Source organism: Oceaniglobus trochenteri (assembly GCF_020529025.1).
Lineage (GTDB): Bacteria > Pseudomonadota > Alphaproteobacteria > Rhodobacterales > Rhodobacteraceae > Oceaniglobus > Oceaniglobus trochenteri.
On record NZ_JACNMM010000003.1, the window covers coordinates 480,324 to 504,734 of the forward strand.

A 24,411-nucleotide genomic window follows, 5' to 3' on the forward strand; every position below is an offset into this window, starting at 1 on the left:
TTCATGACCGATACTCCGCTTCCCGCCGCTGCCGGGCTTGGCACCTTTGAACGCTGGCTGTCGCTTTGGGTGGCGCTGGCCATCGGTGCGGGGCTGCTGCTGGGCAATCTCTTTCCCGGTGTCTTTGCGGCGCTGGCCGCGCTTGAGGTGGCCTCGGTCAACCTGCCGGTGGCCGTCCTGATCTGGGCCATGGTCTTTCCGATGATGGTGGGCGTGGATTTCGGCGCCCTGGCCCGGGCAGGGGACAAGCCCAAGGGGCTGATCGTGACGCTGGTGGTGAACTGGCTGATCAAACCCTTCACCATGGCGGCCCTCGGCGTGCTGTTCTTTGAATACGTCTTCGCCGGTCTGATCCCGCCCGACGATGCCCAGGCCTATCTGGCCGGCGTGATCCTTCTGGGCGCGGCGCCCTGCACGGCGATGGTCTTTGTCTGGTCGAACCTGACGCGGGGCGATGCCACCTATACCCTGGTGCAGGTCAGCGTGAACGACGTGGTCATGGTCTTTGCCTTCGCGCCCATCGTGGCCTTCCTTCTGGGGGTGACCGATATCGTGGTGCCCTGGGATACGCTGCTGCTGTCGGTGGGCCTTTACGTCATGCTGCCGCTGGTGGCGGGCTATCTGACCCGCAACCGCCTTGTGGCCGCGGGCGGCGAAGCGGCGGTGGATGCCTTCAAGGCGCGGGTACAGCCCTTTTCCATCTTCGGCCTGCTGGTGACGGTGGTTCTGCTGTTCGGCTTCCAGGGCGAGGTCATCCTGGACCGCCCGCTGGTCATCGCGCTGATCGCCGTGCCCCTGCTGATCCAGTCCTACGGCATCTTCTTCGTCGCCTATGGCGCGGCGCGGGCCTGGGGCATTCCGTTCAACATCGCCGCGCCCTGTGCCCTGATCGGCACGTCGAATTTCTTCGAACTGGCGGTGGCGGTGGCGATCTCGCTGTTCGGCCTGGGCTCGGGCGCGGCGCTGGCAACGGTGGTCGGCGTCTTGGTCGAGGTGCCGGTCATGCTGTCGCTGGTGGCCTTTGCCAACCGCACGAAACATTGGTTTCCCGCAGAAAGGGGCGCATCATGAGCATCGTCATCCACCACAACCCCGGTTGCGGCACCTCGCGCAACGTTCTGGCAATCATCGAGGCTTCGGGCGAAACGCCCGTGGTGATCGAGTACCTGCAAACCGGCTGGACGCGGCCCCAGCTTCTGGGCCTTTTCGCGGCCGCCGGCCTGACACCGCGCAACGCGCTGCGCACCACGAAATCCCCGGCCGAGGAACTGGGCCTGCTTGATCCGTCGGTGTCGGAGGAAACCATCCTCGACGCGATGCTGAAGCATCCGGTTCTGGTCAACCGGCCCATCGTCTGTTCCCCCCGGGGCGTGCGCCTGTGCCGGCCCAGCGAGGCGGTGCTTGACCTGCTGGACCGCCTGCCGCCCGGGCCGATGGCCAAGGAAGACGGCACGCCACTGATCGATAAGGAGGGCAATCGCCTTGACTGACACCCCCAACCTGGACGAGGGCCACTTTCAGCCGCTGGACACCGACCGCCTGTTCCCCCGCCCGCACAGCAACCACGCGCCCCGCATCCTGCTTCTTTACGGGTCGTTGCGCGAACGCTCCTACAGCCGGTTGATGACCGAGGAAGCGGCCCGCATCCTGACCCGGCTGGGCTGCGAGACGCGCACCTTCCACCCCTCGGGGCTGCCGCTGCCCGACGATGCCGGGGCCGATCACCCCAAGGTGGCCGAACTGCGCGACCTGGTGGGCTGGAGCGAGGGCATGGTGTGGTCTTCGCCCGAACGCCACGGCGCGATGACCGGCATCATGAAAGCCCAGATCGACTGGATCCCGCTGTCGCTGGGCGGTGTGCGTCCGACCCAGGGCAAGACGCTGGCGGTGATGCAGGTCAGCGGCGGATCGCAAAGCTTCAACGCGGTGAACCAGCTGCGCATCCTGGGCCGCTGGATGCGGCTTCTGACCATCCCCAACCAATCGTCCACCCCCAAGGCGTTTCTCGAGTTCGACGAGGCGGGGCGCATGAAGCCTTCGCCGTTCCACGACCGGATGGTGGACGTGATGGAAGAGCTGGTGAAGTTCACCGTCCTGACCCGCGACAGCAAGGATTACCTGCTGGACCGCTACAGCGAGCGTCGTGAAAGCGCCGCGCAGCTTTCGGCGCGGGTGAACCAGAAGGCGATCTGACAGGTCTTCGGATTCGGGGCGGGAACATGCTAAGCAGGCCGCAAACCACCCGGAAGGAGCCACGATGACCGAGCCTGACACCGAACGTTTCCTCGCCGATCTTCACAAGCTGCGCAGCTTTGGCGCCAGCGGGATCGGCAAGGGCGTGATGCGCCCGGCCTACAGCGACGCCGACCTCGCCTCGCGCGATTGGCTGGCGGGGCGGATGGCCGAGGCGGGGCTGACACCGGTGTTCGATTCCATGGGCAACCTTTTTGGCCTGTCCGACCGGCCCGGCCCCCTTTTGGGCAGCCACAGCGACACCCAGCCCGAGGGCGGCTGGCTGGACGGCGCCCTTGGCGTGATCGCGGCACTTGAGGTCGCGCGCTGCGTGCCCGGGGTTTCGGTGGTCAGCTTCCAGGATGAGGAAGGCCGTTTCGGGGTCTGCACCGGCAGCGAGGTCTGGTCGGGCGGCACCCCCCAGGACGAGGCCGACCGCCTGAGCGACGACGACGGCATCACCCTGGGCGTGGCCCGCAGGGCCCTGGCCGAACGGGCCGGCGAACCGGTGCGCCCTGACCGCTTTACCGGCTATGTCGAGATGCACATCGAACAGGGGCCGGTTCTGGACAGTTGCGAAGACGTGGTCGGCGTTGTCAGCGATATCGTGGGTATCCGCGACATGCTGATCACCTTCACCGGTCAGCAGAACCATGCAGGCACCACCCCCATGGCCCTGCGCCAGGATGCGTTTCAGGGGCTGGCGGCCTTCAGCACCGCCCTGAACGACGCGCTGCGCAATGTGGTGACACCCCAGACCGTGTGGACCATCGGCCATGTCTCGGTGCACCCCAATGCCAGCGCCATCGTCCCGGGGCGCGTCACCTTCTCGATGCAGTGGCGGGATGGCGACAAGGGACGGCTGCACCGAATGGAACAGGTGGTGCGCGACACGGCCCGAAAGGTCGCGGACGAGCGGGGGTTGCAATGCAGCTTTGGCGAGATGCTGGGCCTTGATCCCGTGGCGATGGACGGGCGGCTGGCCGATGCGCTGGCCCAGGCGGCCGAAGAGGTGGTGCCGGGGAAATGGCGCCGGATGCCTTCGGGTGCGCTTCACGATGCGACGAACGTGGCGCGTGTCCTTCCGGTGGCCATGCTTTTCGTGCCGTCGATCGGTGGGCTCAGCCACGACTTTGCCGAGGATACCGACGAAGCCGACCTGGCCACCGGCCTGCGTGTTCTGACCGGGGCGGCGCGGAAACTGGTGTCGTGACGGCGGGCCTGTCTTTCCTGGGCCGCGCCTGCGGAACAATTTGACGCCTGAGAATTTCCTGCCACGATACCGGGGACAGGCCCCGCGCCGGGGCCGGAGGGCCGGGGATGGGCAATATCAACCGAAGAGTTATGGCTGGGTGGCTGCGATTCCCCGCCGCCGGATGGGCGGTGGCGCGCTGCTTGATCCTGGCGGGCCTTTGGGCGGTCACGGCGGTGCCACAGGCCGCGCGCGGGGCGGATGCGGCGCTGAGCGAGGGCTGGATCGCCATGGCCGAAGGTTGCCTTGGCTATGCGGAAAGCGGAAGCCGCGCCGTGTTCGACGGCTGGCCAGCCACCACGCCCGCCGGGCCGTGCAACGGCGATCCGGTCTGCGAGAGCGACGAGATGATCTTTGCCCTGCCCGAAGGCCGGGGCATCGGCGCCGTGACGGTGCGTGTGGGGGCGGCCGATTGGGTGGGCCGCCGGTACCATGGCAGCGATCCGGCGGCGCTGCGGGTGGGGGACGCACCGGCCCATGCCTTCTGCGCAAGCGCGCCGGACGTGCCGCATCGAACCGGCGACATCGACAGGGCGCACCGGCTGTGGGTCATGCGCCAGCGGGCAAGCCATCGTCTGTACCCCGCCGAGGGTTATGTGAGCCTGCCGGCGGGGCCCTATATCGGTTGTGGTCATGACGGGCGGCGGTTTCTGGTGGAATTCTCGTTGGCCCGGCCCGGTGCCGCCATCATGCGGCTGAACTATCCGACGCGCACCCCTGCGCTGGAGGGTGGGATCTGCGCCGGGCCGATGAGTTGAAGAGGCTGGCCATGGGGGCGCATGTGACCATGGCGCCCCGTGGCGGGGCCTATCCCTCACTCTCGCGGAAGCGGGCGATGAGGATGGCGGCCAGGATCGTTATTCCCAGGGTCAGCGACAACATGGCAGGAATGCCAAGCGCAAAGACGATGGCCGATGCCAGCGCCGGGGGCAGCAGGCAGGCCAGCAAAAGCACCAATGCGTCGCGCCGGGCAGAGCGGCGGGCGGGCTGTTCGGCCTCGGGCACCTCGTCGAGGATGGCCTGTTTGGCGGCGGTGAACTCGGCCTCGCTCAGGATGCCTTCGGCCCGCAGCCGCGAGAGCGCTTCGATTTCCTTGACGAGGGGCATGGCCTGGCCTTTGCGGTTGATCCTGCGCCAGATTGGCCGGCAATCGCGGCACAAAGGCGGCAACCCGTTGTCAAAATATCCCATGGTTAACAGTGTCTTGCCCGTTGATCCGGTCGTGCGACCCCGTGTCGCCCTGCGCCACGAGGCCCGCCCGCCCGGAACCACGCCGCAGGCCTCGGGCGTTGGGGCAATGTCACCGGGATTGCGCGGGTGGCCGGATTGCTATCGGATAACCACGGGTGGTTGTTGCATGACAGCCCGCTGGCGCCGAGGCTTCGTGGGACTGTGAATGGCGCGCCTGTCCTGATCGCTTCCCAAGTTGACAGGGCAGCGCGACACCGACCGGGCTTGGAGAAGGACCGTTGAGATGACGAGATCATTGTTTGCCAAGGGGGGCATCATGGCCCTGCTGATCGGAGCCTTGGGCACCCCTTCATGGGCCGAGGATATCGCGCTGGTGATCGGCAACCGCGACTATCGCGGCGCGGCGCCGGTGACAGGGGCCGACGAGGTGGTGAACGCCGCCAAGGCGCTGCGCGACAATGCGGTGACGGTGGTTCAGGGCGAGGACGCGACCCTGGCCGATCTGAGGGGCCTTTTGGGCCAGTTCGAACAGATGGCGCCCTCGGCCGATGGGTTGCTGGTGGTGCTGGCGGGGCAGTTCGTGCAGGGCGGAAACGACACCTTCTTCCTGCCCGTCGATGACGACCGGCCCGGCCTGACCGGCCTTGCCGCGCAATCCCTGTCGATCTCCTCGGTTCTTCAAATCCTGTCGACCGCACCGGGCGAGGCGGTTCTTGTGCTGGCCGAAGACGGGCGCAGGGGCGAGAGGGGGCCGTTCCTGCAGGATGGCATCGGGCCGCTGGATGTGCCCCAGGGGGTCACGCTGGTTCAGGGGGCGCCGCTGCCGGTTGCCAACTTGGTGCGCCGGGTGCTTGCCGTGCCGGGGGCGCCGCTGGATGCGGTGGAGGGCGGATCGTTGCGCCTGTCGGGGTTCCTGCCCGAGGGGCACAGTTTTCTGAGCGACGGGGATCGCGAGAGCGACGATGGCGCGCTGCGCGATGCCCTGGACGATGCCGACCGCCAGCGGCGGCGCGCCGACCGGGCCGAGCGCGCGGCGGCCGAGGCCCGTTCTACCGCACGGGAGGCCGAAGTGTCGCTGGCCCGGGCGGACGAGGCGCTGTGGCGCATGGCCCAGACCGAGGATTCGGCCAGCGGCTATGCCCGCTATGTCGATGTCTTCCCCGATGGGGCCCATGCCACCGAAGCCGCGCGCCTGATTCGCGGCATTCGCGACGAACCGTACCGCGATGCGCGCCTGGCCGAAGAGGCGCTGTCGCTGAGCCGTGGCCAGCGCCAGGCGGTGCAGCGCGACCTGACCGCGCTTGGCTATAACACGCGCGGAATCGACGGTATCTTCGGCCCCGGCACCCGCAGCGCGATCCGCGCCTGGCAGGCACAGGCGGGGCAGGTGCAATCGGGCTATCTGGACGGCGCGCAACTGCGCCGGCTGGACCGCGAGGTGAAGCGGAAGCAAGAGCAGGCCGCCGCCGAGGAACGCGCCCGCCAGGAAGAAGCCCGGCGTCGCGACGATGCCTTCTGGCGCGAGCTTGGGTCGGGGCGCACGGAGGAGGCGCTGCGCCGCTATCTTGAACGGTATGCCCGCGGACAATGGTCGGATCAGGCCCGCGCGCAACTGGCCGAGATCGAACAGGCCCGTCGCGTGGAGGAAGAGCGGCAGGCCGACGATGCCTTCTGGCAGCGGCTGGGCGCGGGTCAGGATGAACGTGCCCTGCGCCGATACCTCGAGAGGTTTCCGCGCGGACGGTGGTCACGCGAGGCGCGTAACCGGCTGGAGCGGATCGAACAGGACCGCGCCGCCGAAGCCCGCCGCGAGGAAGAGCGCCGCGCCGAGCAGGCCCGCCGGGAAGAGGCGCGCAAGGCCGAGGAGGCGCGTCGCCAGAAGGAAGAGCGCGAGAGGGCCGACAATGATTACTGGCGCCGCACCGGTGCGCGTGGCAGCGAAGAGGGCCTGCGCGCCTACCTGAGGGAATTTCCCGAGGGCGTTCATGCGAACGAAGCGCGCGATGCCATCGCCCAGCTTCTGAATGACAGCGGCATCGACGTGCCGAAGGCCGAACAGATCGCCTGGGAAAAGGCCGCAGCGCAGAACACGCCCGAATCCTACCGTGTCTATGTGATCGCCTATCCGAACGGCTACTGGATCGCCGAGGCGAAGAAGCGCCTGGCGCGGCTGGTGAACGGCACGGACAGTGAAAGGGAACAGGCGCGGGCCGAGGAAGCGGCCCTGGGCCTGAGCCGCCCCCTGCGCCGGGCTGCGGAAGACCGGCTGGCCGCGCTTGGCTATGACGTCGGCAAGGTCGACGGAAAGTTCGACCGTCAGACGCGCAGGGGCATCACCGACTATCAGCGCAACACCGGCCTGCCGGCCACGGGTTTCCTGAGCGAACAGATGGTGGTGCAGCTGTTGCAGGATTCGATTCGCAACCTTCTGCGCTGAGGCGGAAAGGAAAAGGGCCACGCGTGTGTTTCACGCGTGGCCCCAAAACCGTTTTGTCGTTCGTGGATCAGCCCTGGCGGGCCTTGAACCGACGCTGTGTCTTGTTGATCACGTAAACGCGACCTTTCCGACGAACCACGCGGCAATCGCGGTGGCGGTTCTTCAGCGAGCGGAGCGAGTTGCGGACTTTCATGTTCCGTATCCCTCATATCGCGGCGCTGGCGCGCCAGTTGCATTTGCCGGTTGCCCGGTGCGAATTCATGGTGGGCGATACTGGGATCGAACCAGTGACCCCTTCGATGTCAACGAAGTGCTCTACCGCTGAGCTAATCACCCATATGGCCCCGTTTCCGGCCCGTTTCAACGAAACGGAGGCACGGGAAACCCGTACCGGTGCGCGGTCTATAAAAGGAGTCGGGGGTGGGTTCAAGGGCTTTTGGCAACGAGTTTTTTCGCCCTATACTCTTTATCGTGGGAAAGGCGGGCAAAACGGCATGAACCAACAGGAACCGTTCCAGATTTTCATGCCGCGCCGGCGCGATACCAGCGTTGTTTTCGCGTCGCCGCATTCGGGGGCCGACTATCCCCGCGACATGATGCGCCGCACGATTCTGGACCGGGAGGCGGTGCGGTCTTCGGAAGATGCCTTTGTCGATCACCTGTTCGACCTCGCACCGGTGACGGGCGCGCCCTTTCTGGTGGCCACCGCGCCGCGGGCCTATGTCGATCTGAACCGCGCCAGCGATGAACTGGACCCCGCCCTGATCGAGGGCCTGCGCCGCATCGGGCACAACCCGCGCGTGGCCTCGGGGCTGGGGGTGGTGCCGCGGGTGGTGGCGGGCGGGCGCGCGATCTATCGCGGCAAGCTGAGCCTTGAGGATGCGCGGGGGCGGATCCGCGATGTCTGGCGCCCCTATCATGACGCCCTGCACGGGCTTATGGCGCAAAGCATGGCCGAGTTCGGGCAGGCGATCCTGGTGGATTGCCACTCGATGCCCCATGAAGCCGTCGAATCGCTGGCCCATACGCGGGGCGGGCGGCCCGACGTGGTGCTGGGCGACAGGTTCGGCGCGGCCGCCTCGGGGGCGGTCGTCGAGAGGATCGAGGCGGCCTTTGCCTCGGCCGGCCTGCGGGTGGCGCGTAATGCGCCCTTCGCGGGCGCCTATATCGCGCAGACCTATGGCCGCCCGTTGCGCCGCCAGCATGTCGTGCAAATCGAGATCGACCGTGCCCTTTACATGGACGAGGCGAAGATCGAACCGCTGCCCGGCTTTGCCGCCTTCAAGCGGGTGATCGACGGGGTGGTGGCCGAAATCTCGGAGATCGGCCGGCGCGATCATGCGCTGGCGGCGGAATAGCGCGCAGCGGCGGGACGCCTTCGGCGCGAGAGTATTTCTGCAAAGAAGAAACCATGGTGGTTCTCATCTGACCAAAGGGCACTGGCGCGGGACTTAGCGCAGGGCGCGTCCTTTCAGGATCGCCTTGTCGCCGAAGCGGGCGCGAATCTGGTCGGCGGCGCGTTCGGCCCTTTCGCGGCGTTCGGCATCGGGATCGAGAAGGTCGCCTGCCCCCACGGCGGTATCGGCGGGGCCCAGTTCAGACAGGCCGACGCCCAGCAGCCGGAAGGGCCCTTCACCGGCCACCGGATCATAGAGCGCGCGGGCGGTGCGATAGATCCGGTCGGCGGTCTGGGTGGGATCGTGCAGGGTGGTGCGCCGTGTCAGCAGGCTGTGGTTGGCACGTTTCAGTTTCAGCGTGACGATACGCCCGGCGATGCCCTTGGCCTTGGCGCGGCCCGATACCTTTTCGGCCAGCCGCCAGATGTGACCGTCCAGGATATCGCCGTCGGCGGTGTCGTCGTGGAAGGTGGTTTCGTTGCTGATTCCCTTCACCGGCGTATGGCCCGACACGCGCCGGGCATCCTGGCCCCGCGCAAGGTGCCAGAGCCGTTCGCCCATCCCGCCGAAGCGCGCGGTCAGGTCGCGCCTGTCCCAGCGCAGCAGGTCGGCGAAGGTGCGGATGCCGGCCTTTTCCAGCGCGGTCTGCGACACCGTGCCGATGCCCCAGATCATGCGCACCGGCTTGTCGTGGAGGAAATCCATGGTTTCGGCCTGGCCGATCACCGAAAAGCCGCGTGGTTTGTCGAGGTCCGAGGCCACCTTGGCCAGGAACTTGTTGTGCGACAGCCCGATCGACCCGGTGATGCCGATTTCGTCCTTCATCCGCTTCACCAGCCGGGCCAGCATCACCGCGGGCGGTGCACCGTGCAGGCGGGCGGTGCCGGTCAGGTCCATGAAGGCCTCGTCCAGCGACAGGGGTTCGACCACCGGGGTCAGTTCGTCCATCAGCGCGCGAATCTGGCGCGACACTTTGACATAGACCTCCATGCGTCCGCGCACGACCACCGCCTCGGGGCAGAGCTTGAGCGCCTGAAACATGGGCATGGCGCTGCGCACGCCCTTGATTCGCGCGATGTAGCAGGCCGTCGAGACCACCCCCCGCCGCCCGCCGCCGATGATCACCGGCTTGTCGCGCAGTTCGGGGTTGTCGCGCTTCTCGACGCTTGCGTAGAATGCGTCGCAATCCATATGGGCTATGGTAAGATCCCAAAGTTCGGGATGTACCGCGATGCGCGGGCTTGCGCAGGCGGGGCAGCGACGGCCGGTTTCGAACCGGGTCAGGCATTCGCGGCAAAGTGCGGGCATCGGAGGCTCGGCTGGAGAGAGGGATGCAGGATGATACGGCAAGGAGCGGCAGGTTGACCACAGAGGTTTTTCAGGGAGACGATCCGGGGCGGTTCACCGGCGCCAAGCTGGCCCTGCTGACGGGGGACAAGGTGATCTCGATCCTGCGCGACGACCGGCCCGATATCGAATATCCGGCCTTTTGGGATCTGCCCGGCGGCGGGCGCGAGGGCGACGAGACACCGGTGGATTGCGTCTTGCGCGAAACCCACGAGGAACTGGGCCTGCGGCTGGAGGAAGAGGCGCTGATCTGGCGGCGTGCCTTCGTATCCACCAACGATCCGACGGCGGCGGGGTGGTTCTTTGCCGCCCATATCACCCCCGACCAGGTGGGGCGCATCCGTCTTGGCAACGAGGGGCAGCGCTGGCGGCAGATGGGCGTGGCACAGTTCCTGCGGCTTTCGGATGCCGTGCCCTATCTTCAGGGGCGGTTGCGGTTCTATCTTGACGACATCGAACAGGGCGGCTGATGTGGCGGCCCTGAGGGGCAGGGGGCGGAGATGGATATTGAAACGGTACTGATCGACCTGATCGGCGGGAATTTCGCGCTGATCGCGCTGGCCCTTTTCGTGGTTCTCTGCATCCTGCTGGGGGTGCGGATCGTGCCGCAATCCGACAAGTTCGTGGTGGAGCGGTTCGGGCGGCTGCGTTCGGTCCTGGGGCCGGGGATCAACCTGATCGTGCCCTTCCTTGACAAGGTGGCGCACAAGGTTTCGATCCTGGAGCGCCAGTTGCCCAATGCCGAACAGGACGCGATCACCCGCGACAACGTGCTGGTGCGGGTGGAAACCAGTGTATTCTACCGCATCCTCGAGCCGGAGAAGACCGTCTATCGCATCCGCGACGTGGACGCCGCCATTGCCACGGTGGTGGCCGGGATCGTGCGCGCCGAAATCGGGATGATGGAACTGGACGAGGTGCAGAGCAACCGCGCCGAGCTGATCGGCAAGATCAAGGTGCAGGTCGAATCGGCGGTGGATGACTGGGGCATCGAGGTGACGCGCGCCGAACTGCTGGACGTTAACCTGGACCAATCGACCCGCGAGGCGATGTTGCAGCAGTTGAACGCCGAACGCGCCCGTCGCGCCCATGTGACCGAGGCCGAGGGCAAGAAGCGCGCAGTCGAACTGTCGGCCGATGCCGAGCTTTACGCCGCCGAGCAGGTGGCCAAGGCGCGGCGCATCTCGGCGGATGCCGAGGCCTATGCCACGGCGGTGGTGGCCCAGGCGATCCGCGAGAACGGGATGGAGGCGGCACAGTACAACGTGGCGCTGAAGCAGGTCGAGGCGCTGGGCCGGATTTCCGAGAAGCCCGGATCGCAGACGGTGGTTCTGCCCTCGGACGCCGTGGATGCCTTTGGCGATGCCTTCAAGATGATGTTCGGGCGCAAGCCATGAGTTGGGCCGACTGGTGGCTATGGGCGGTGGCGGCACTGGTGCTTGGGTGCCTTGAAATGCTGCTGCCGGGGTTCATCCTGCTGGGCTTTGCCATCGGCGCCGGAATCGTCGGCCTGCTGTTCCTGGTGGGCGGGCCGGTCGCCCTGTGGCTGAGCGGCAGCCTGCCGTTGACGCTGGTGGTTTTCGCTGTCCTGTCGCTTCTGGCCTGGATCGCGTTGCGCCGCTTTGTCGGGCTGCGCGAGGGCCAGGTGAAGATGTTCGATCAAGACATCAACGATTAGGATCGTCGCCGACGGGGGAGCCTCCGGCAGGAGTTTTCGAGGCAAGAAAGAGCCGGGGTCAGCGGTTCGGTTGCCGGGCCTGGGGCGATGCCATTTCGGCCAGGATGTCGCCGGCGGCGGCGCGGGGATCGTCCGCCCGCCAGACCGGGCGGCCGACGACAATGTGGTCGGCACCGTCGCGCATGGCCTGGGCCGGCGTCGCGATGCGTTTCTGATCGTCGCTGGCGCTGTTGGCCGGGCGCACGCCGGGGGTGACGATCAGCCTGCCGTCGGCTTCGGGCAGGGCGCGGATCGCGCGCGCCTCTTGCGGGGAGGCGATGACACCGTGTGCCCCGGCCTGAAACGCGCCGGCGGCGCGGTCGGTCACCAGTTGCGACACCGAGCCGTCGCGCATGAGGCAGGCGTCAAGATCATCGCGTTCCAGCGAGGTGAGGATGGTGACGGCGAGGATCTTCAGGTTCGATCCCTCGGCGCCGTTGCGCGCGGCCCGCACGACATGGGGGTCGCCATGGACGGTGAGGAAATCGAGATCGAACTGCGCGATGCCGCGCACCGCGTTTTCGATGGTGGCGCCGATGTCGAACAGCTTCATGTCGAGGAAGATCCGCTTCTGATGCTGTTCCTTCAGCTCGATAGCGAGGGCCATGCCGCCGCCGGTCAGCATCCCCAGACCGATCTTGTAGAACGAGACGGCGGGGCCGATCCGTTGGACCATCTCCATGCCTGCGACGGCGTTCGGCACGTCGAGGGCCACGATCAGGCGGTCGTCGGTCATGGTGTCTTGCATCGCGTGTTCCCCGGTGAACGGACGGCAAAGGCGCGGCCCGCCCCGCTTTTGGGAAAAGCCGCGCCGTGATGCAAGGGGTCAGGCGGCGATAATGCCCGTCTCCTGCCCCGGGAGGCGGGACAGGTGGCCCGCGATCATCTTGCCATCGGCCACGAGCCGGTCGCGCAGCGGCGCCTTGCCCCGGGCCGGAACATGGGCATGCACCGAGATCAGGTGGGGCGGATGGCCCGTTCTGGTCTTGGCAAGAAGGGTCACGCGCGCCTCGACCATGCCGAAATCGCGGTTGCGGTGGACGTTGGAAATACGTGTTTCAAGTACGATCATTTGTCCGATCCTTTGGCAAAACGGTGGGGCGTGCGGGCAGCCGCGATCAGCGATGTCAGAATGCGCTGGTGTTCCTGATCGGGAGTGCCGGGGGCGGAGACGTGAAAGCGCCGTTGCGACCCGCGAATGTCGAGCCATGACACATCCGCCTCGAAACGGCGGGTGCGGGCGTCATATGTGACCGATCTAATCTGCGTGCCTTGAGCCTTCATTGCATTGCTCCTGTCTTGCGCATGCGTCAGCATCCGCGCTTGGGAATATAACTAGGAAGCCTGTGGATAAGTTTCACAGGTGGAACGAAAATGTGATGTTCCGGCCGTCTTTATACGTTCAGTCTGACGTTTTCCGTCGCAGCGCACAAGGTAAGGTCAGCCTCACCCAGCCAGACCTCGGGCATGCGGCGCAGCTGTCCCAGGGCGTTCTGGATCAGGGCATCGCGCACCGCCGGAAGGGGCGCGTCGGCGGGCAGGCTGCTGTGGCAGAGGCAGTCGGTGGTGCCGGCCTGGCCCCCGCCGGTTGTGCCATATTCGAACTGGACCCGCGCGTTGTGCCGGGCCGGCGCGGTTTCGAAATGCCAGTCGTCGATGGTGACTCCGATGATGCGGATCTGTCTTGTCATGGCCGAAAGCCCCTTTCCCCCGGCCCGGAGAGGCCTGTTGCGATCTTGACACAGCCGCTGGCCGCTCCCATTTCAGACGGGCAAGGCCGAGGGGAAGCGTGCCGCCAAAGCGGGCGTTTCCGATCAGGCGCTTAACCAAAGGAGAGACCCATGAACTTGGACAAGTTCACCGAGCGGTCGCGCGGTTTCATTCAGGCCGCCCAGACGATCGCCATGCGCGAAAGCCATCAGCGGCTTGCGCCCGAGCATCTGCTGAAAGCATTGCTTGATGATGAACAGGGATTGGCCACGAACCTGATTTCGCGCGCGGGCGGGGCCCCGGCGCGGGTGGTCGAGGCGGTGGAACTGGCCGTGGGCAAGATGCCCAAGGTCAGCGGCGACGCCGGCCAGACCTATCTGGATGCCACCACCGGCAAGGTGCTGGCCGAGGCCGAGAAGCTGGCCCAGAAGGCGGGCGACAGCTTTGTTCCCGTTGAAAGAATCCTGATGGCCCTGGCCATGGTGAAGTCGAAGGCGAAAGACGCCCTGGACGCCGGCGGCGTGTCGGCGCAGGGGCTGAACGGCGCGATCAACGACATCCGCAAGGGGCGCACGGCGGATACGGCCAGTGCCGAAGAGGGCTATGACGCGCTCAAGAAATATGCGTTGGATTTGACCGAACGCGCCGAACAGGGAAAGATCGACCCGATCATCGGCCGCGACGAGGAAATCCGCCGCGCCATGCAGGTTCTGTCGCGCCGCACCAAGAACAACCCGGTTCTGATCGGTGAGCCGGGTGTGGGCAAGACCGCCATCGCCGAGGGCCTGGCCCTGCGCATCGTCAACGGCGATGTGCCCGAAAGCCTGCGCAACAAGAAGCTGCTGGCGCTGGACATGGGGGCGCTGATCGCCGGGGCGAAATACCGCGGCGAGTTCGAGGAACGTCTGAAGGCCGTGCTGAACGAGGTGACGGCGGCCGCCGGGGAAATCATCCTGTTCATCGACGAGATGCACACGCTTGTCGGCGCGGGCAAATCCGATGGCGCCATGGATGCCGCCAACCTGATCAAGCCGTCGCTTGCCCGGGGTGAGTTGCACTGTGTCGGGGCCACCACCCTGAACGAATACCGCAAGTACGTTGAAAAGGACGCGGCCCTGGCCCGGCGGTTCCAGCCCGTGATGGTCGAGGAACCGACAGTCGAGGATACCATCAGCATCCTGCGCGGCATCAAGGAGAAGTACGAGCTGCACCATGGTGTGCGGATTTCGGACAACGCCCTGGTGGCGGCTGCAACGCTGTCGCACCGCTATATCACCGACCGGTTCCTGCCCGACAAGGCCATCGACCTGATGGACGAAGCGGCCAGCCGGTTGCGCATGGAGGTGGACTCCAAGCCCGAGGCGCTAGACGCGCTGGACCGCGATATCCTGCAAAAGCAGATCGAGGCCGAGGCGTTGAAGAAAGAGGACGACGCCGCCTCGCGCGATCGGCTTGCCGCCATCGAGAAGGACCTGGCCGAGTTGCAGGAGCGGTCGGCCGAACTGACCGCCAAGTGGCAGGCCGAACGTGACAAGCTGGAAGGCGCGCGCGAGTTGAAGGAAAAGCTGGACCGTGCAAGGGCCGAGCTGGACATCGCCAAGCGCGAGGGCAACCTGGCCAAGGCCGGTGAGCTTTCCTATGGCGTGATCCCGCAGCTTGAGAAGCAACTGAACGCGGCGGAAGAGGCCGAAAGCGACGTGATGGTCGAAGAGGCCGTGCGCCCCGAGCAGATTGCCGGGGTCGTCGAGCGCTGGACCGGCATCCCCACCAGCAAGATGCTGGAGGGCGAGCGGGACAAGCTTCTGCGCATGGAAGAGCAGATCGGCAAGCGCGTCATCGGTCAGCGCCGTGCGGTGAAGGCCGTGGCCAACGCCGTGCGCCGGGCCCGTGCGGGCCTGAACGACGAGGCGCGCCCGCTGGGCAGCTTCCTGTTCCTCGGGCCGACGGGCGTGGGCAAGACCGAGCTGACGAAAGCGCTGGCCGAGTACCTCTTCGACGACGACAGCGCCATGGTGCGGATCGACATGTCCGAGTTCATGGAGAAACACGCCGTCGCCCGTCTGATCGGCGCGCCTCCGGGCTATGTCGGTTATGACGAAGGCGGGGTGCTGACCGAGGCCGTGCGCCGCCGCCCCTATCAGGTGGTCCTGTTCGACGAGGTGGAAAAGGCGCACCCGGATGTGTTCAACGTGCTGTTGCAGGTGCTGGACGACGGTGTGCTGACCGACGGGCAGGGCCGGACCGTGGATTTCAAGCAGACGCTGATCATCCTCACGTCCAACCTTGGCGCGCAGGCGCTGAGCCAACTGCCCGAGGGGGCCGATGCGTCGGTCGCCAAGCGTGACGTGATGGACGCCGTGCGCGCCCATTTCCGGCCCGAATTCCTGAACCGGCTGGACGAGACGATCATCTTCGACCGTCTGGGCCGCGAGGATATGGGCGGGATCGTCGATATCCAGCTTGGCCTGTTGCAAAAGCGGCTGGCCGGGCGCAAGATCACGCTTGATCTGGACGACGGTGCGCTGAAGTGGCTGGCGGACGAGGGCTATGACCCGGTGTTCGGTGCAAGGCCGCTGAAGCGGGTGATCCAGCGGGCGTTGCAGGATCAACTGGCCGAGATGATCCTGGCTGGCGATGTGCGCGACGGCGAGGTCGTGCATGTCAGCGCAGGTGTCGATGGCCTGTTGGTGGGCGACCGGGTGTCGGCCAGCAACCGCAGGCCGCCGGAAGACGCGGTGGTACACTGAACGACAAGGGGCGCCCCACCGGGCGCCCCTTTTTCATTCACCGGCAATTTCTGAGGGGCGCGCGCGTCAGCCCTGGGTCGGGTGGAAACGGCCCGCGGGGGACAGCGTGAAGATCTCGCACCCCTTGGCCGTCACGCCGACCGAATGTTCGAACTGTGCCGACAGCGATTTGTCGCGCGTCACCGCTGTCCAGTCGTCGGCCAGGATCTTGGTTTCCGGGCGGCCGATGTTGATCATCGGTTCGATGGTGAAGAACATGCCCTCTTCCAGCACCGGACCGGTGCCCGGGCGGCCATAGTGCAGCACGTTGGGGGGCGCGTGAAAGACCCGCCCCAACCCGTGACCGCAGAAATCGCGCACCACCGACATGCGCTGGCCCTCGGCATAGGTCTGGATCGCGTGGCCGATGTCACCGAAGGTATTGCCGGGCTTCACCGCCTCGATGCCCTTCATCAGGGAATCGTGGGTCACCTGGATCAGGCGTTCGGCCTTGCGCCCCAGCTTGCCCGCCACATACATGCGCGACGTGTCGCCGAACCAGCCATCGACAATTACGGTCACGTCGATGTTCAGGATGTCGCCGTCCTTCAGGGTCTTGTCGCCGGGAATGCCGTGACAGACGACGTGGTTCACCGAGATGCAGCTGGCGTGCTGGTATCCCTTGTACCCAATGGTGGCCGAACGTGCCCCGGCCTCGTCAACCCACTGGGTGATCAGGCGGTCCAGCTCGCCCGTGGTCTGGCCCACGGTCACATGATCGGCGATATCGTCAAGAATTCTGGCCGCCAGCGCCCCGGCGACATGCATGCCTTCGAAATCGGCGGATTCGTAGATGCGGATGCCGTCCTTGGTCAGGCGGCCACGGTTCGTCTGGTCCATGCGGGAACCTCATATCGGATGGGCGCGATCCGGGGATAATAAGCGCAGTGCACCAATTGTTCCAGCCCCCCGGTGGCCGGGGGCGGGGCGCCGCATTGACCGAAGGTCGGCCGCCTTGCTATGATCGCGCCACCAGCCGGAGTAGGGCCAGTGATCAATTAACCCTTGCCAGAAGACGAACGACCGCCGCGCGGCTGTCATTTCCGTGTTTTTGCAGAGGTTTCTTCATGCGACGCATCATCTATGACGTGGCCGTCAGCCTTGACGGTTTCATTTGCGCATCCGATCACGACGTTTCGGCCTTTCCTGCCGAGGGCAGCCATGTGACTGCCTACCTTGAACGGTTGGCGGGCTATGACACCGTCATCATGGGGCGTACCACCTATGAATTCGGCTATCGCTTCGGTCTTGTTCCCGGCGCGCGCGCCTATCCACACATGGACCACCACATCTTTTCCCGAACACTGAGCGTTCCGCCGACGGCGGATGTCACCGTGGTGCGCGACGATCAGGCCGGTGCCTTGCGTCGCCTTTGCGCGGCCCGGGGCGGAGATATCTATCTTTGCGGCGGCGGTATCCTTGCCGGATGGGTCGCCCGGCAGAGGCTGCTTTCGCTGTTGCGGATCAAGCGGGCGCCGGTGGTTCTGGGGTCGGGGGTGACCCTCTTCGAAGGGCTGGCCGCTCCTGTGCGGTTCACGCTGATCCGCAGCACGGCCCATGACAGCGGTGTGATCTTTTCCGAGTACGCTGTTCAGGGCGCCTGAACCGGCAGGGCCTTGCGCAGGGTCACGCCGTCAAGGCCGATGGCGGTGTCGTAACACAGCATCTCAACGCCCGCGGCCCGGGCATCGCCAAAGGCCTTTGCATAGGCCGGGTCAAGATCGGCTGCCATGGCAAGGGCCGTGCAATCGGTGCGCTGCACGAGGTAGAGCATGACCGCGCGATGCCCCGCCGCCACCATCAGCGACAGTTCGTGCAGATGCCGCGCCCCGCGCGCCGTCACGCAGTCGGGAAATTCCGCCAGCGACCCGTTGCGCAGAAGGTGGACGTTCTTCACCTCGACATAGGCATTGGGCAGGCCAGGCTCGCTGAGCAGGAAATCGACACGGCTTTTGGTGCCATAGTTCACCTCGGGGCGGGTGTTGGAATACATCGCCAGTTCCGGGATCGCGCGGGCGCGCAGTGCCTCGCCCACGACGCGGTTGGGCACGGCGGTGTCGATGCCCGCCCAGTGGCCATCGGCGAATTCGACCAGCCGCCAGCCATAGCGCAGCTTGCGTTTCGGGTCGTCGTTGGGTTCGACCCAGACCCGCAGGCCGGGGTCTTTCAGCCCCAGCATGGCGCCGGGGTTGGGGCAGTGGGCGCGCACCGTTTCCCCGCTGTCCAGGGTGACTTCGCACAGGAACCGGTTCCAGCGGCGAACAAGGTGACCGGCGATCAGGGGGGCGGCAAACAGCATGGCGCCGACCTAGCAGAACATCCCGCGCCGCAAAAGGGCGCCCTTGGCCGGGTTTTCGCCCCCTTCGCGGCGGCCACTTCTGGCGCAGCGGCCGAACGCAGGCTAACCAAGGGCAGTGAAACTCAATTCCGGGGGCCGAAATGGCAAATCCGACGGCAGCGATGCTGGTCATTGGCGATGAAATCCTGTCGGGGCGCACCCGCGATGCCAACATGCACCATCTGGCGGGCGAACTGACGAAACACGGGATCGACCTGCGCGAGGTGCGCATCGTTTCCGATGACCGCGAGGCGATCGTCGCGGCGGTCAGCGCGTTGCGGGACAGTGCCGATCATGTCTTCACCTCGGGCGGGATTGGCCCCACCCATGACGACATCACCGCCGATTGCGTGGCGGCGGCCTTTGACGATCATATCGACGTGCGCGACGATGCCCGCGCCCTGCTTCAGGCCCATTACGACAGGCAGGGGACCGAGCTGAATGCCGCCCGCCTGCGCATGGCCCGCATCCCCGACAGCGCAACCCTGATCGAAAACCCGGTATCGGTCGCGCCCGGTTTCACCATCGGCAATGTCCACGTCATGGCCGGGGTGCCCAACGTGTTCCAGGCCATGGTGGCCAGCGTCCTGCCGACGCTGACCGGCGGTGCGCCGCTGCTGTCGCAAAGCCTGCGGATCGACCGGGGCGAAGGCGATATCGCCGGCCCGCTGGGGGAACTGGCGGCGGCCTTTCCCGATCTTTCCATCGGTTCATACCCATTTCAGCGCAATGGCGCCTATGGGGCGAACATCGTGATCCGTGGCAGCGATGGCGCGCGGGTCAGCGCGGCGATGGCGCAACTCTGCGACCTGTTTCCCGGTTCGCAGGCATGACGCCCGAGGCCCTGTTCGCCACGCTTGAGGCGACTTGGCCCGCCGCGCGGCGGGTCGCCCTGCCGCCCTTTGAAATCCGCGATGGCAGGGGCGGCGGCAAGCGGGTGTCGGCGGCCATCGCGACCGAGACCGTGGCCGATGACGATATCGAGGCCGCCGAGCACGCCATGGCCGCCCTGGGCCAGGCGCCGCTGTTCATGCTGCGCCGGGCCGATGATCCGCTGGACGGGATGCTTGCGGCGCGTGGATACCGGATTGCCGATCCGACGGTGATCCGTGCTTGTCCCATCAAGGCGCTGACGGCGCAGCGCCCGCCGCCGGTGTCGGCCTTCACCATATGGGAGCCGCTGCAGATCATGCGCGACATCTGGGCCGGTGGCGGCATCGGGGCGGCGCGGCTGGAGGTGATGAACCGCGTGACGGCGGCCAGGACCGGCGTGCTGGGGCGCAGCGCCGACAAGCCCGCCGGCGCCGCCTTTATCGCGCTTCACGATGATATCGCCATGGTGCACGCGGTCGAGGTGCGGCCCGAATCCCGTCGTCTGGGCACGGCCCGCCACATGATGCTGGCCGCGGCGCATTGGGCCGCCGAACAGGGCGCGCGCGACATCGCCGTGGCCGTGACCGAGGCGAACGCGGCGGCCAACGCGCTCTATGCTTCCCTCGGGATGCCTGTATGCGCTAAATATCATTATCGCATCGGGGACTCGCTGGATGACCAGGGACGCACCGACGGCGCTTGACCTGCCCATGGTCGATCCGCTGCCGGACAAGACACGGAAATACTTCGACATCTGCCAGGAAAAGCTGGGCATGGTGCCCAATGTCCTGCGCGCCTATGCCTTCGACATAGCCAAGCTGGATGCCTTCACCGCCATGTACAACGACCTGATGCTGGGCGATTCGGCGCTCAGCCAGCTTGAGCGCGAGATGATCGCGGTGGCGGTTTCCGCCGAGAACCGGTGCTATTACTGCCTTGTGGCCCATGGCGCGGCGGTGCGGCAGCTTTCGGGCGATCCTGTGTTCGGGGAACAGATCGTGCTGAACTGGCGGGTTGCGACCCTGACGCCACAGCAGCGCGCCATGTTGGAGTTTGCCGCAAAGCTGACAGATTCTTGCCACAATGTTGGAGAAGATGATCGGCAGGCCCTGCGCGATGCGGGGTTCAGCGACCGTGACATCTGGGATATCGCCGCGGTTGCGGGGTTCTTCAACATGACAAACCGGGTTGCCGCGGCAACGGACATGAAACCAAACGCCGAGTATCACGCTTCATACAGATGACACCACGCATCCTGCCCCTCCTGGCTCTCGGTCTCTGGCCGGCGATGGCCCCGGCGCTGACGCTGGATTTCCCGGCGCCGGTGACGCTGACGGCCGACCAGCTTTCCAGGGCCGACAGCCTGCGCCTGCCTGCGGGGCCCTTCGATGGCACGTCGGTCAAGATGCGCGCGACCGAAGGGCAGGTGACGCGCCAGGCCTGGCGGCTGGCGTCGGGGCGGATGACCACCGGCCAGATCCTCGACCCGCTGCGCCGCCAATTGGAAAGCGAAGGGTTCAACATCCTCTATGAATGCCGTGACACCGTTTGCGGCGGCTTCGATTTCCGCTTTGCCGCCGATGTGATGGGCGAACCGGCGATGCATGTCGATCTGGGCAATTACCGTTATCTTCTGGCCGAGGATGGCGACGGCGTGACCGTCGCCCTGATGGTCAGCCGGTCGCCCAACAGCGGTTTCGTGCAGCTGACCCGCGTGGGCGACGACGACCGGATGCCCGACGTGGTGGTCACCTCTACCAAGTCGGCCAGCTTCTCGTCGGCCCTGGCGCCGGGTACGCTTCTGGGGGGGCTGGTGGAAACCGGGCGCGCGCCGCTGGACGATCTTCTGTTCCAGACCGGATCGTCGAACCTTGAACAGGGTGAATTCCCCTCGCTGCGGGCGCTGGCCCGTTACCTTGAAACGCATCCCGAACAGCGGGTCACGCTGGTGGGGCATACCGATACCGAAGGCGGGCTGGACGGCAACATCGCCCTGTCGCGCCGCCGGGCCGAGGCGGTGCGCGATGTGCTGGTCGAAAGCTTCGGGGTCGATCGCGCACAGATCAGCGCCGAGGGTGTCGGATACCTTGCCCCCCGCGCCAGCAACGAAACCGCCGACGGCCGGTTGGCCAATCGCCGGGTCGAGGTTGTTCTGAACAACTGAAACGGGCGGCAACGGGCCCCGCGCCCGGCGCAGGCCGGGGGTGGGGGCATGGAGTGGCGCGCCTGCGCGCCGCCTTCAGGTCACGTCACCAGGTATCTGGCCCCTTGTCGGCGAAGGCGTGCACCAGGAAATCGATGAAGGCCCGCACCTTGGGCTGGGTGAACCGCCCCGGCGGATAGACCGCGTAGATGCCCTGAGTTTCCAGCGGCAGGTCCGGGATCGCCTCTTGCACCAGTCCCTTTTCCAGGGCGTCGGCATAAAGGAAGCTGGGCAGATAGGCGATGCCAAGCCCCGAGATTGCCGCGTTCAGCAGCGATTGCCCGTCGTTCACCGAAAGCCATCCTGCGGTGCGCACCTGGCGTTTCTCGCCCGAGGGGGCGGTCAGTTTCCAGACCGCGCCGTTGCTTTGGCTGGAGTAATGCAGCAACTTGTGTTCGTTCAGATCGTCGATCTTCTGGGGGCGGCCGTATTGCTGGAAATAGCTGGGCGCGCCGATCATCCGCTTGGTCGTTTCGGTCAGCTTGCGGGCGCGCAGGGTGCTGTCCTCCAGCTCTCCGATGCGCACCGCCATGTCGAACCCTTCCGAAATCAGTTCGACGAAGCGGTTGTTCAGAACCATGTTCACCGTGATGTCGGGGAATTCGCTGAGGAATTCGCCCAGGATCGGTGAAAGATGGTTCACCCCGAAATCGGTGGCCACCGAGATGCGCAGCAGCCCCGAAGGCGCCGATTGCATCGAGGTCACCAGCGAATCGGCCTCGCCCGCGTCGTTCAGGACCCGCCTGGCGCGGTCGTAATAGGCCAGGCCAATCTCGGTCGGGCTGACGCGGCGCGTCGTTCGGTTCAACAGCCGCGCGCCCAGCCGTGCCTCAAGCGACGAGACATGCTTGCTGACCGCCGACTTCGAAATGCCCATCTTCTTGGCCGCGTCGGTGAAACCGCCCTGGTCCACCACGGTGGCAAAGGCCTCCATTTCGGTCAGTCTATCCATGTCGATACCTCAATTTCCGCCTCACCAATGGGGGGAAGATGGCAGCGAATTCAGGCAGGATTGGGGTCGCGTGGCGACAATATCGGGGATTTGCGCAAAGTGTCGGCACAGCGGAAACGCAAAAGTGGCGCCGCATCGGGCGCCACTTTCAGTTCGCGATCAGTCGGTCGCGCCTAGAGATGGGCGGTTTCCGGCACCGAGGTCAGAACCGTGCCGTCCTTCAGGAACTGGCTGAGGTTGTCGCAGACCAGGTCACCCATGGCCTGGCGGGTCTCGACCGTGGCGCTGGCCACATGGGGCAGAAGGGTGACGTTCTGAAGCGCGAACAGCGCCTCGGGCACGTTGGGTTCATCCTCGAACACGTCCAGCCCGGCCCAGCCAAGCCGCCCGTCCTGAAGCGCGGCGATCATCGCCGCCTCGTCCACCACGGTGCCGCGCGCCACGTTGATCAGGGTGCCGTTCGGCCCCAGCGCCTCGATCACCTCGCGGTTGACCAGCTTGTCGGTGGCGGCGCCGCCGGGGGTGATGACGATCAGGTAGTCGCAATCGCGCGCCATCCGGGTCAGGTCGTCATAGTATTCATAGGCGACATCCTTCCTGGTGCGCGAATGATAGACGACCCTGGCATCGAAGACGGCAAGCTTTTCGGCGATCCGCTGGCCGATCCGGCCAAGGCCGACAATGCCCATCACCTTGCCCTCGGGGCTGCGCGTGAGGGGGGTGTTGCCCTCTTTCGCCCAGCGACCGGCACGCACATAGGCATCGTTGAACACCAGGTCGCGCGAGGCGGCCAGCAGCAGCAGCAGCGCCGTGTTCGCCACGTCGTCGTTCAGGACGTTGGGGGTATGGGTCACCTTGATCCCGCGCGCCGCGCAGGCGTCGGTGTCGATGCCGTCATAGCCCACGCCATAGGCCGCCGCGATCTTCAGGTTCGGGCAGCCTTCCAGGATTTCGGTCGGAACCCCGGCGTGGCCATTGGTGGCCACGCCGGTGATTGTCGGCCCCTGCGCCGAAAGGAACGCGGGCAGATCGTCGATCTCGCTCAGGCGGTGCAGCGTGAACTCGGCTTCGAACCGGTCGATCATCCGCTCGGTCGCCCCACCGATCAGCAGGAGCCCGGGCTTCATTTGTCGGCCTTCACGTCCTGGCGCTGTTCGCCAAGCTTGTCGATGCCAAGGGTGATCACGTCACCTTCCTTCAGGTAGACGGGGTTCGGCTTCATGCCCATGCCCACGCCCGGAGGCGTCCCGGTCGAGATCACGTCGCCCGGATGCAGCGTCATCAGCTGCGACAGATGCGAGATGATCTGCGCGACGGTGAAGATCATGGTGTTGGTGTTGCCGGTCTGGCGGCGTTCGCCGTTCACGTCCAGCCACATGCCCAGGTTCTGCACGTCGCCCACTTCGTCGCGGGTGACAAGCCAGGGGCCGGTGGGGCCGAAGGTGTCGCAGGATTTGCCCTTGGTCCAGTTGCCCGAAAGCTGGGTCTGGAAGTGGCGTTCCGACACGTCGTCGATCACGCAATAGCCGGCGACATGGTTCAGCGCGTCTTCCTCGCTGACGTATTTGGCCTTGGTGCCGATGACGACGCCCAGTTCGACCTCCCAGTCGGTCTGGGTCGAACCGCGGGGGATGTAGACATCGTCGTTCGGGCCCACGACGGCGCTGTTGGCCTTCATGAACAGCACGGGATGCTCGGGCACGGGCAGGCCGGATTCGGCGGCGTGGTCGGAATAGTTCAGGCCGATGCACATGAACTTGCCGATGTTGCCGACGCAGGGGCCAAGGCGCGGGTTGCCTTCGACAACCTTCAGGCTGTTCACGTCAAGGCCGCGGATCTTTTCAAGGCCGGCATCGTTCAGCACGTCGCCGGCGATGTCGCTGACGTGGCCGGTCAGGTCACGCAGCTTGCCGTCATCGTCGATCAGGCCGGGGGCTTCGGCGCCGGGGGCGCCATAACGGACGAGTTTCATTTCG

At 66.0% G+C, this 24,411-nt stretch carries 27 protein-coding genes and 1 tRNA gene; 16 read left to right on the plus strand and 12 right to left on the minus strand.

What is annotated here, in order from left to right:
• The first annotated feature begins 3 nt into the window (after positions 1 to 3).
• From arsB to H7828_RS06620, 5 genes are all read left to right on the plus strand, one after another.
• Positions 4 to 1,071 carry an ACR3 family arsenite efflux transporter gene (gene arsB / locus H7828_RS06600; RefSeq protein ID WP_226780211.1) on the plus strand — a complete coding sequence of 356 codons (1,068 nt, stop codon included), beginning with the start codon at positions 4 to 6 and terminating at the stop codon, positions 1,069 to 1,071.
• Complete coding sequence (gene arsC, locus H7828_RS06605; RefSeq protein ID WP_226780212.1) at positions 1,068 to 1,490, plus strand: arsenate reductase (glutaredoxin); 423 nt, start codon at positions 1,068 to 1,070, stop codon at positions 1,488 to 1,490. Before arsB ends, arsC begins: the two co-directional genes overlap by 4 nt.
• Positions 1,483 to 2,193 (plus strand): arsenical resistance protein ArsH, encoded by a 711-nt coding sequence (arsH, locus tag H7828_RS06610; protein WP_226780213.1) that lies wholly within the window; start codon positions 1,483 to 1,485, stop codon positions 2,191 to 2,193. The genes arsC and arsH overlap by 8 nt, the downstream gene beginning before the upstream one ends.
• Before the next feature lie 64 nt (positions 2,194 to 2,257).
• Positions 2,258 to 3,445, plus strand: a complete 1,188-nt coding sequence (locus tag H7828_RS06615; RefSeq protein WP_226780214.1) for a hydantoinase/carbamoylase family amidase — start codon at positions 2,258 to 2,260, stop codon at positions 3,443 to 3,445.
• 170 nt (positions 3,446 to 3,615) lie between these two features.
• Positions 3,616 to 4,242 (plus strand): hypothetical protein, encoded by a 627-nt coding sequence (locus H7828_RS06620; protein WP_226780215.1) that lies wholly within the window; start codon positions 3,616 to 3,618, stop codon positions 4,240 to 4,242.
• A gap of 49 nt (positions 4,243 to 4,291) precedes the next feature.
• Here H7828_RS06620 and H7828_RS06625 read toward each other — a convergent pair whose 3' ends face one another.
• Positions 4,292 to 4,591, minus strand: coding sequence for an SHOCT domain-containing protein (locus tag H7828_RS06625; RefSeq protein WP_226780216.1), 300 nt, complete (start codon positions 4,589 to 4,591; stop codon positions 4,292 to 4,294).
• 367 nt (positions 4,592 to 4,958) lie between these two features.
• Between H7828_RS06625 and H7828_RS06630 the strand changes: the two genes are divergently transcribed.
• Positions 4,959 to 7,112: a peptidoglycan-binding domain-containing protein gene (locus H7828_RS06630; RefSeq protein WP_226780217.1), complete on the plus strand. Its 2,154-nt coding sequence runs from the start codon at positions 4,959 to 4,961 to the stop codon at positions 7,110 to 7,112.
• Between the two features lie 67 nt (positions 7,113 to 7,179).
• Here the strand turns inward: H7828_RS06630 and ykgO are convergent, their stop codons facing one another.
• Together ykgO and H7828_RS06640 are read right to left on the minus strand one after the other, a co-directional pair.
• Positions 7,180 to 7,305: a type B 50S ribosomal protein L36 gene (ykgO, locus tag H7828_RS06635; protein WP_005850168.1), complete on the minus strand. Its 126-nt coding sequence runs from the start codon at positions 7,303 to 7,305 to the stop codon at positions 7,180 to 7,182.
• A gap of 68 nt (positions 7,306 to 7,373) precedes the next feature.
• A tRNA-Val gene (locus H7828_RS06640) sits at positions 7,374 to 7,448 on the minus strand.
• A gap of 158 nt (positions 7,449 to 7,606) precedes the next feature.
• Here H7828_RS06640 and H7828_RS06645 point away from each other — a divergent pair.
• Positions 7,607 to 8,470 (plus strand): N-formylglutamate amidohydrolase, encoded by an 864-nt coding sequence (locus H7828_RS06645; protein ID WP_226780218.1) that lies wholly within the window; start codon positions 7,607 to 7,609, stop codon positions 8,468 to 8,470.
• A 93-nt stretch (positions 8,471 to 8,563) separates the two neighbouring features.
• Here H7828_RS06645 and H7828_RS06650 read toward each other — a convergent pair whose 3' ends face one another.
• Positions 8,564 to 9,817, minus strand: coding sequence for a DNA polymerase IV (locus tag H7828_RS06650; protein ID WP_226780219.1), 1,254 nt, complete (start codon positions 9,815 to 9,817; stop codon positions 8,564 to 8,566).
• A gap of 53 nt (positions 9,818 to 9,870) precedes the next feature.
• Here H7828_RS06650 and H7828_RS06655 point away from each other — a divergent pair, with 53 nt between their 5' ends.
• The 3 genes from H7828_RS06655 to H7828_RS06665 are packed head-to-tail and all read left to right on the plus strand — an operon-like array spanning position 9,871 to position 11,534.
• Positions 9,871 to 10,326 carry an NUDIX domain-containing protein gene (locus tag H7828_RS06655; RefSeq protein WP_226780220.1) on the plus strand — a complete coding sequence of 152 codons (456 nt, stop codon included), beginning with the start codon at positions 9,871 to 9,873 and terminating at the stop codon, positions 10,324 to 10,326.
• A 30-nt stretch (positions 10,327 to 10,356) separates the two neighbouring features.
• Positions 10,357 to 11,253 carry an SPFH domain-containing protein gene (locus H7828_RS06660; RefSeq protein WP_226780221.1) on the plus strand — a complete coding sequence of 299 codons (897 nt, stop codon included), beginning with the start codon at positions 10,357 to 10,359 and terminating at the stop codon, positions 11,251 to 11,253.
• The gene (locus H7828_RS06665) at positions 11,250 to 11,534 is read left to right on the plus strand and encodes an NfeD family protein (RefSeq protein WP_226780222.1); all 285 of its coding nucleotides are present in this window, start codon (positions 11,250 to 11,252) and stop codon (positions 11,532 to 11,534) included. The genes H7828_RS06660 and H7828_RS06665 overlap by 4 nt, the downstream gene beginning before the upstream one ends.
• A 58-nt stretch (positions 11,535 to 11,592) precedes the next feature.
• On the opposite strand, the gene pyrF is transcribed toward H7828_RS06665, so the two are convergent.
• The 3 genes from pyrF to H7828_RS06680 form a co-directional block, all read right to left on the minus strand.
• Positions 11,593 to 12,321 (minus strand): orotidine-5'-phosphate decarboxylase, encoded by a 729-nt coding sequence (gene pyrF / locus H7828_RS06670; RefSeq protein ID WP_226780223.1) that lies wholly within the window; start codon positions 12,319 to 12,321, stop codon positions 11,593 to 11,595.
• A gap of 78 nt (positions 12,322 to 12,399) precedes the next feature.
• Complete coding sequence (locus tag H7828_RS06675; protein WP_226780224.1) at positions 12,400 to 12,645, minus strand: hypothetical protein; 246 nt, start codon at positions 12,643 to 12,645, stop codon at positions 12,400 to 12,402.
• A 322-nt stretch (positions 12,646 to 12,967) separates the two neighbouring features.
• Complete coding sequence (locus tag H7828_RS06680) at positions 12,968 to 13,264, minus strand: hypothetical protein (RefSeq protein WP_226780225.1); 297 nt, start codon at positions 13,262 to 13,264, stop codon at positions 12,968 to 12,970.
• 150 nt (positions 13,265 to 13,414) lie between these two features.
• On the opposite strand from H7828_RS06680, the gene clpB reads away from it, so the two are divergent.
• On the plus strand, positions 13,415 to 16,030 hold the full coding sequence (gene clpB, locus H7828_RS06685) for an ATP-dependent chaperone ClpB (RefSeq protein ID WP_226780226.1): 2,616 nt from the start codon (positions 13,415 to 13,417) through the stop codon (positions 16,028 to 16,030).
• A gap of 66 nt (positions 16,031 to 16,096) precedes the next feature.
• Here the strand turns inward: clpB and map are convergent, their stop codons facing one another.
• Positions 16,097 to 16,909 carry a type I methionyl aminopeptidase gene (gene map / locus H7828_RS06690; protein WP_226780227.1) on the minus strand — a complete coding sequence of 271 codons (813 nt, stop codon included), beginning with the start codon at positions 16,907 to 16,909 and terminating at the stop codon, positions 16,097 to 16,099.
• Positions 16,910 to 17,136: 227 nt separating this feature from the next.
• Here map and H7828_RS06695 point away from each other — a divergent pair, with 227 nt between their 5' ends.
• Positions 17,137 to 17,673, plus strand: a complete 537-nt coding sequence (locus H7828_RS06695; RefSeq protein WP_226780228.1) for a dihydrofolate reductase family protein — start codon at positions 17,137 to 17,139, stop codon at positions 17,671 to 17,673.
• On the opposite strand, the gene sfsA is transcribed toward H7828_RS06695, so the two are convergent.
• Positions 17,661 to 18,368 (minus strand): DNA/RNA nuclease SfsA, encoded by a 708-nt coding sequence (gene sfsA / locus H7828_RS06700; RefSeq protein ID WP_226780229.1) that lies wholly within the window; start codon positions 18,366 to 18,368, stop codon positions 17,661 to 17,663. The two genes, H7828_RS06695 and sfsA, sit on opposite strands and share 13 nt — an antisense overlap.
• A 140-nt stretch (positions 18,369 to 18,508) precedes the next feature.
• Here sfsA and H7828_RS06705 point away from each other — a divergent pair, with 140 nt between their 5' ends.
• From H7828_RS06705 to H7828_RS06720, 4 genes are read left to right on the plus strand one after another with little or no spacing between them, the layout of a single operon-like run.
• Positions 18,509 to 19,240 carry a competence/damage-inducible protein A gene (locus tag H7828_RS06705; protein WP_226780230.1) on the plus strand — a complete coding sequence of 244 codons (732 nt, stop codon included), beginning with the start codon at positions 18,509 to 18,511 and terminating at the stop codon, positions 19,238 to 19,240.
• Entirely contained in the window at positions 19,237 to 19,983 is a 747-nt protein-coding gene (locus H7828_RS06710) for a GNAT family N-acetyltransferase (protein WP_226780231.1), read from the plus strand. Before H7828_RS06705 ends, H7828_RS06710 begins: the two co-directional genes overlap by 4 nt.
• Entirely contained in the window at positions 19,955 to 20,524 is a 570-nt protein-coding gene (locus tag H7828_RS06715; RefSeq protein ID WP_226780232.1) for a peroxidase-related enzyme, read from the plus strand. Before H7828_RS06710 ends, H7828_RS06715 begins: the two co-directional genes overlap by 29 nt.
• Positions 20,521 to 21,444: an OmpA family protein gene (locus H7828_RS06720; RefSeq protein ID WP_226780233.1), complete on the plus strand. Its 924-nt coding sequence runs from the start codon at positions 20,521 to 20,523 to the stop codon at positions 21,442 to 21,444. Before H7828_RS06715 ends, H7828_RS06720 begins: the two co-directional genes overlap by 4 nt.
• A gap of 85 nt (positions 21,445 to 21,529) precedes the next feature.
• Here the strand turns inward: H7828_RS06720 and H7828_RS06725 are convergent, their stop codons facing one another.
• The 3 genes from H7828_RS06725 to H7828_RS06735 all read right to left on the minus strand — a co-directional run bounded on the left by H7828_RS06725 (position 21,530) and on the right by H7828_RS06735 (position 24,407).
• On the minus strand, positions 21,530 to 22,435 hold the full coding sequence (locus H7828_RS06725; protein ID WP_226780234.1) for a LysR family transcriptional regulator: 906 nt from the start codon (positions 22,433 to 22,435) through the stop codon (positions 21,530 to 21,532).
• A gap of 173 nt (positions 22,436 to 22,608) precedes the next feature.
• The gene (locus H7828_RS06730) at positions 22,609 to 23,562 is read right to left on the minus strand and encodes a 2-hydroxyacid dehydrogenase (RefSeq protein ID WP_226780235.1); all 954 of its coding nucleotides are present in this window, start codon (positions 23,560 to 23,562) and stop codon (positions 22,609 to 22,611) included.
• A complete protein-coding gene (locus tag H7828_RS06735; RefSeq protein ID WP_226780236.1) occupies positions 23,559 to 24,407 on the minus strand; it encodes a fumarylacetoacetate hydrolase family protein in 849 nt (282 codons plus the stop codon). Before H7828_RS06735 ends, H7828_RS06730 begins: the two co-directional genes overlap by 4 nt.
• Between the last annotated feature and the right edge of the window lie 4 nt (positions 24,408 to 24,411).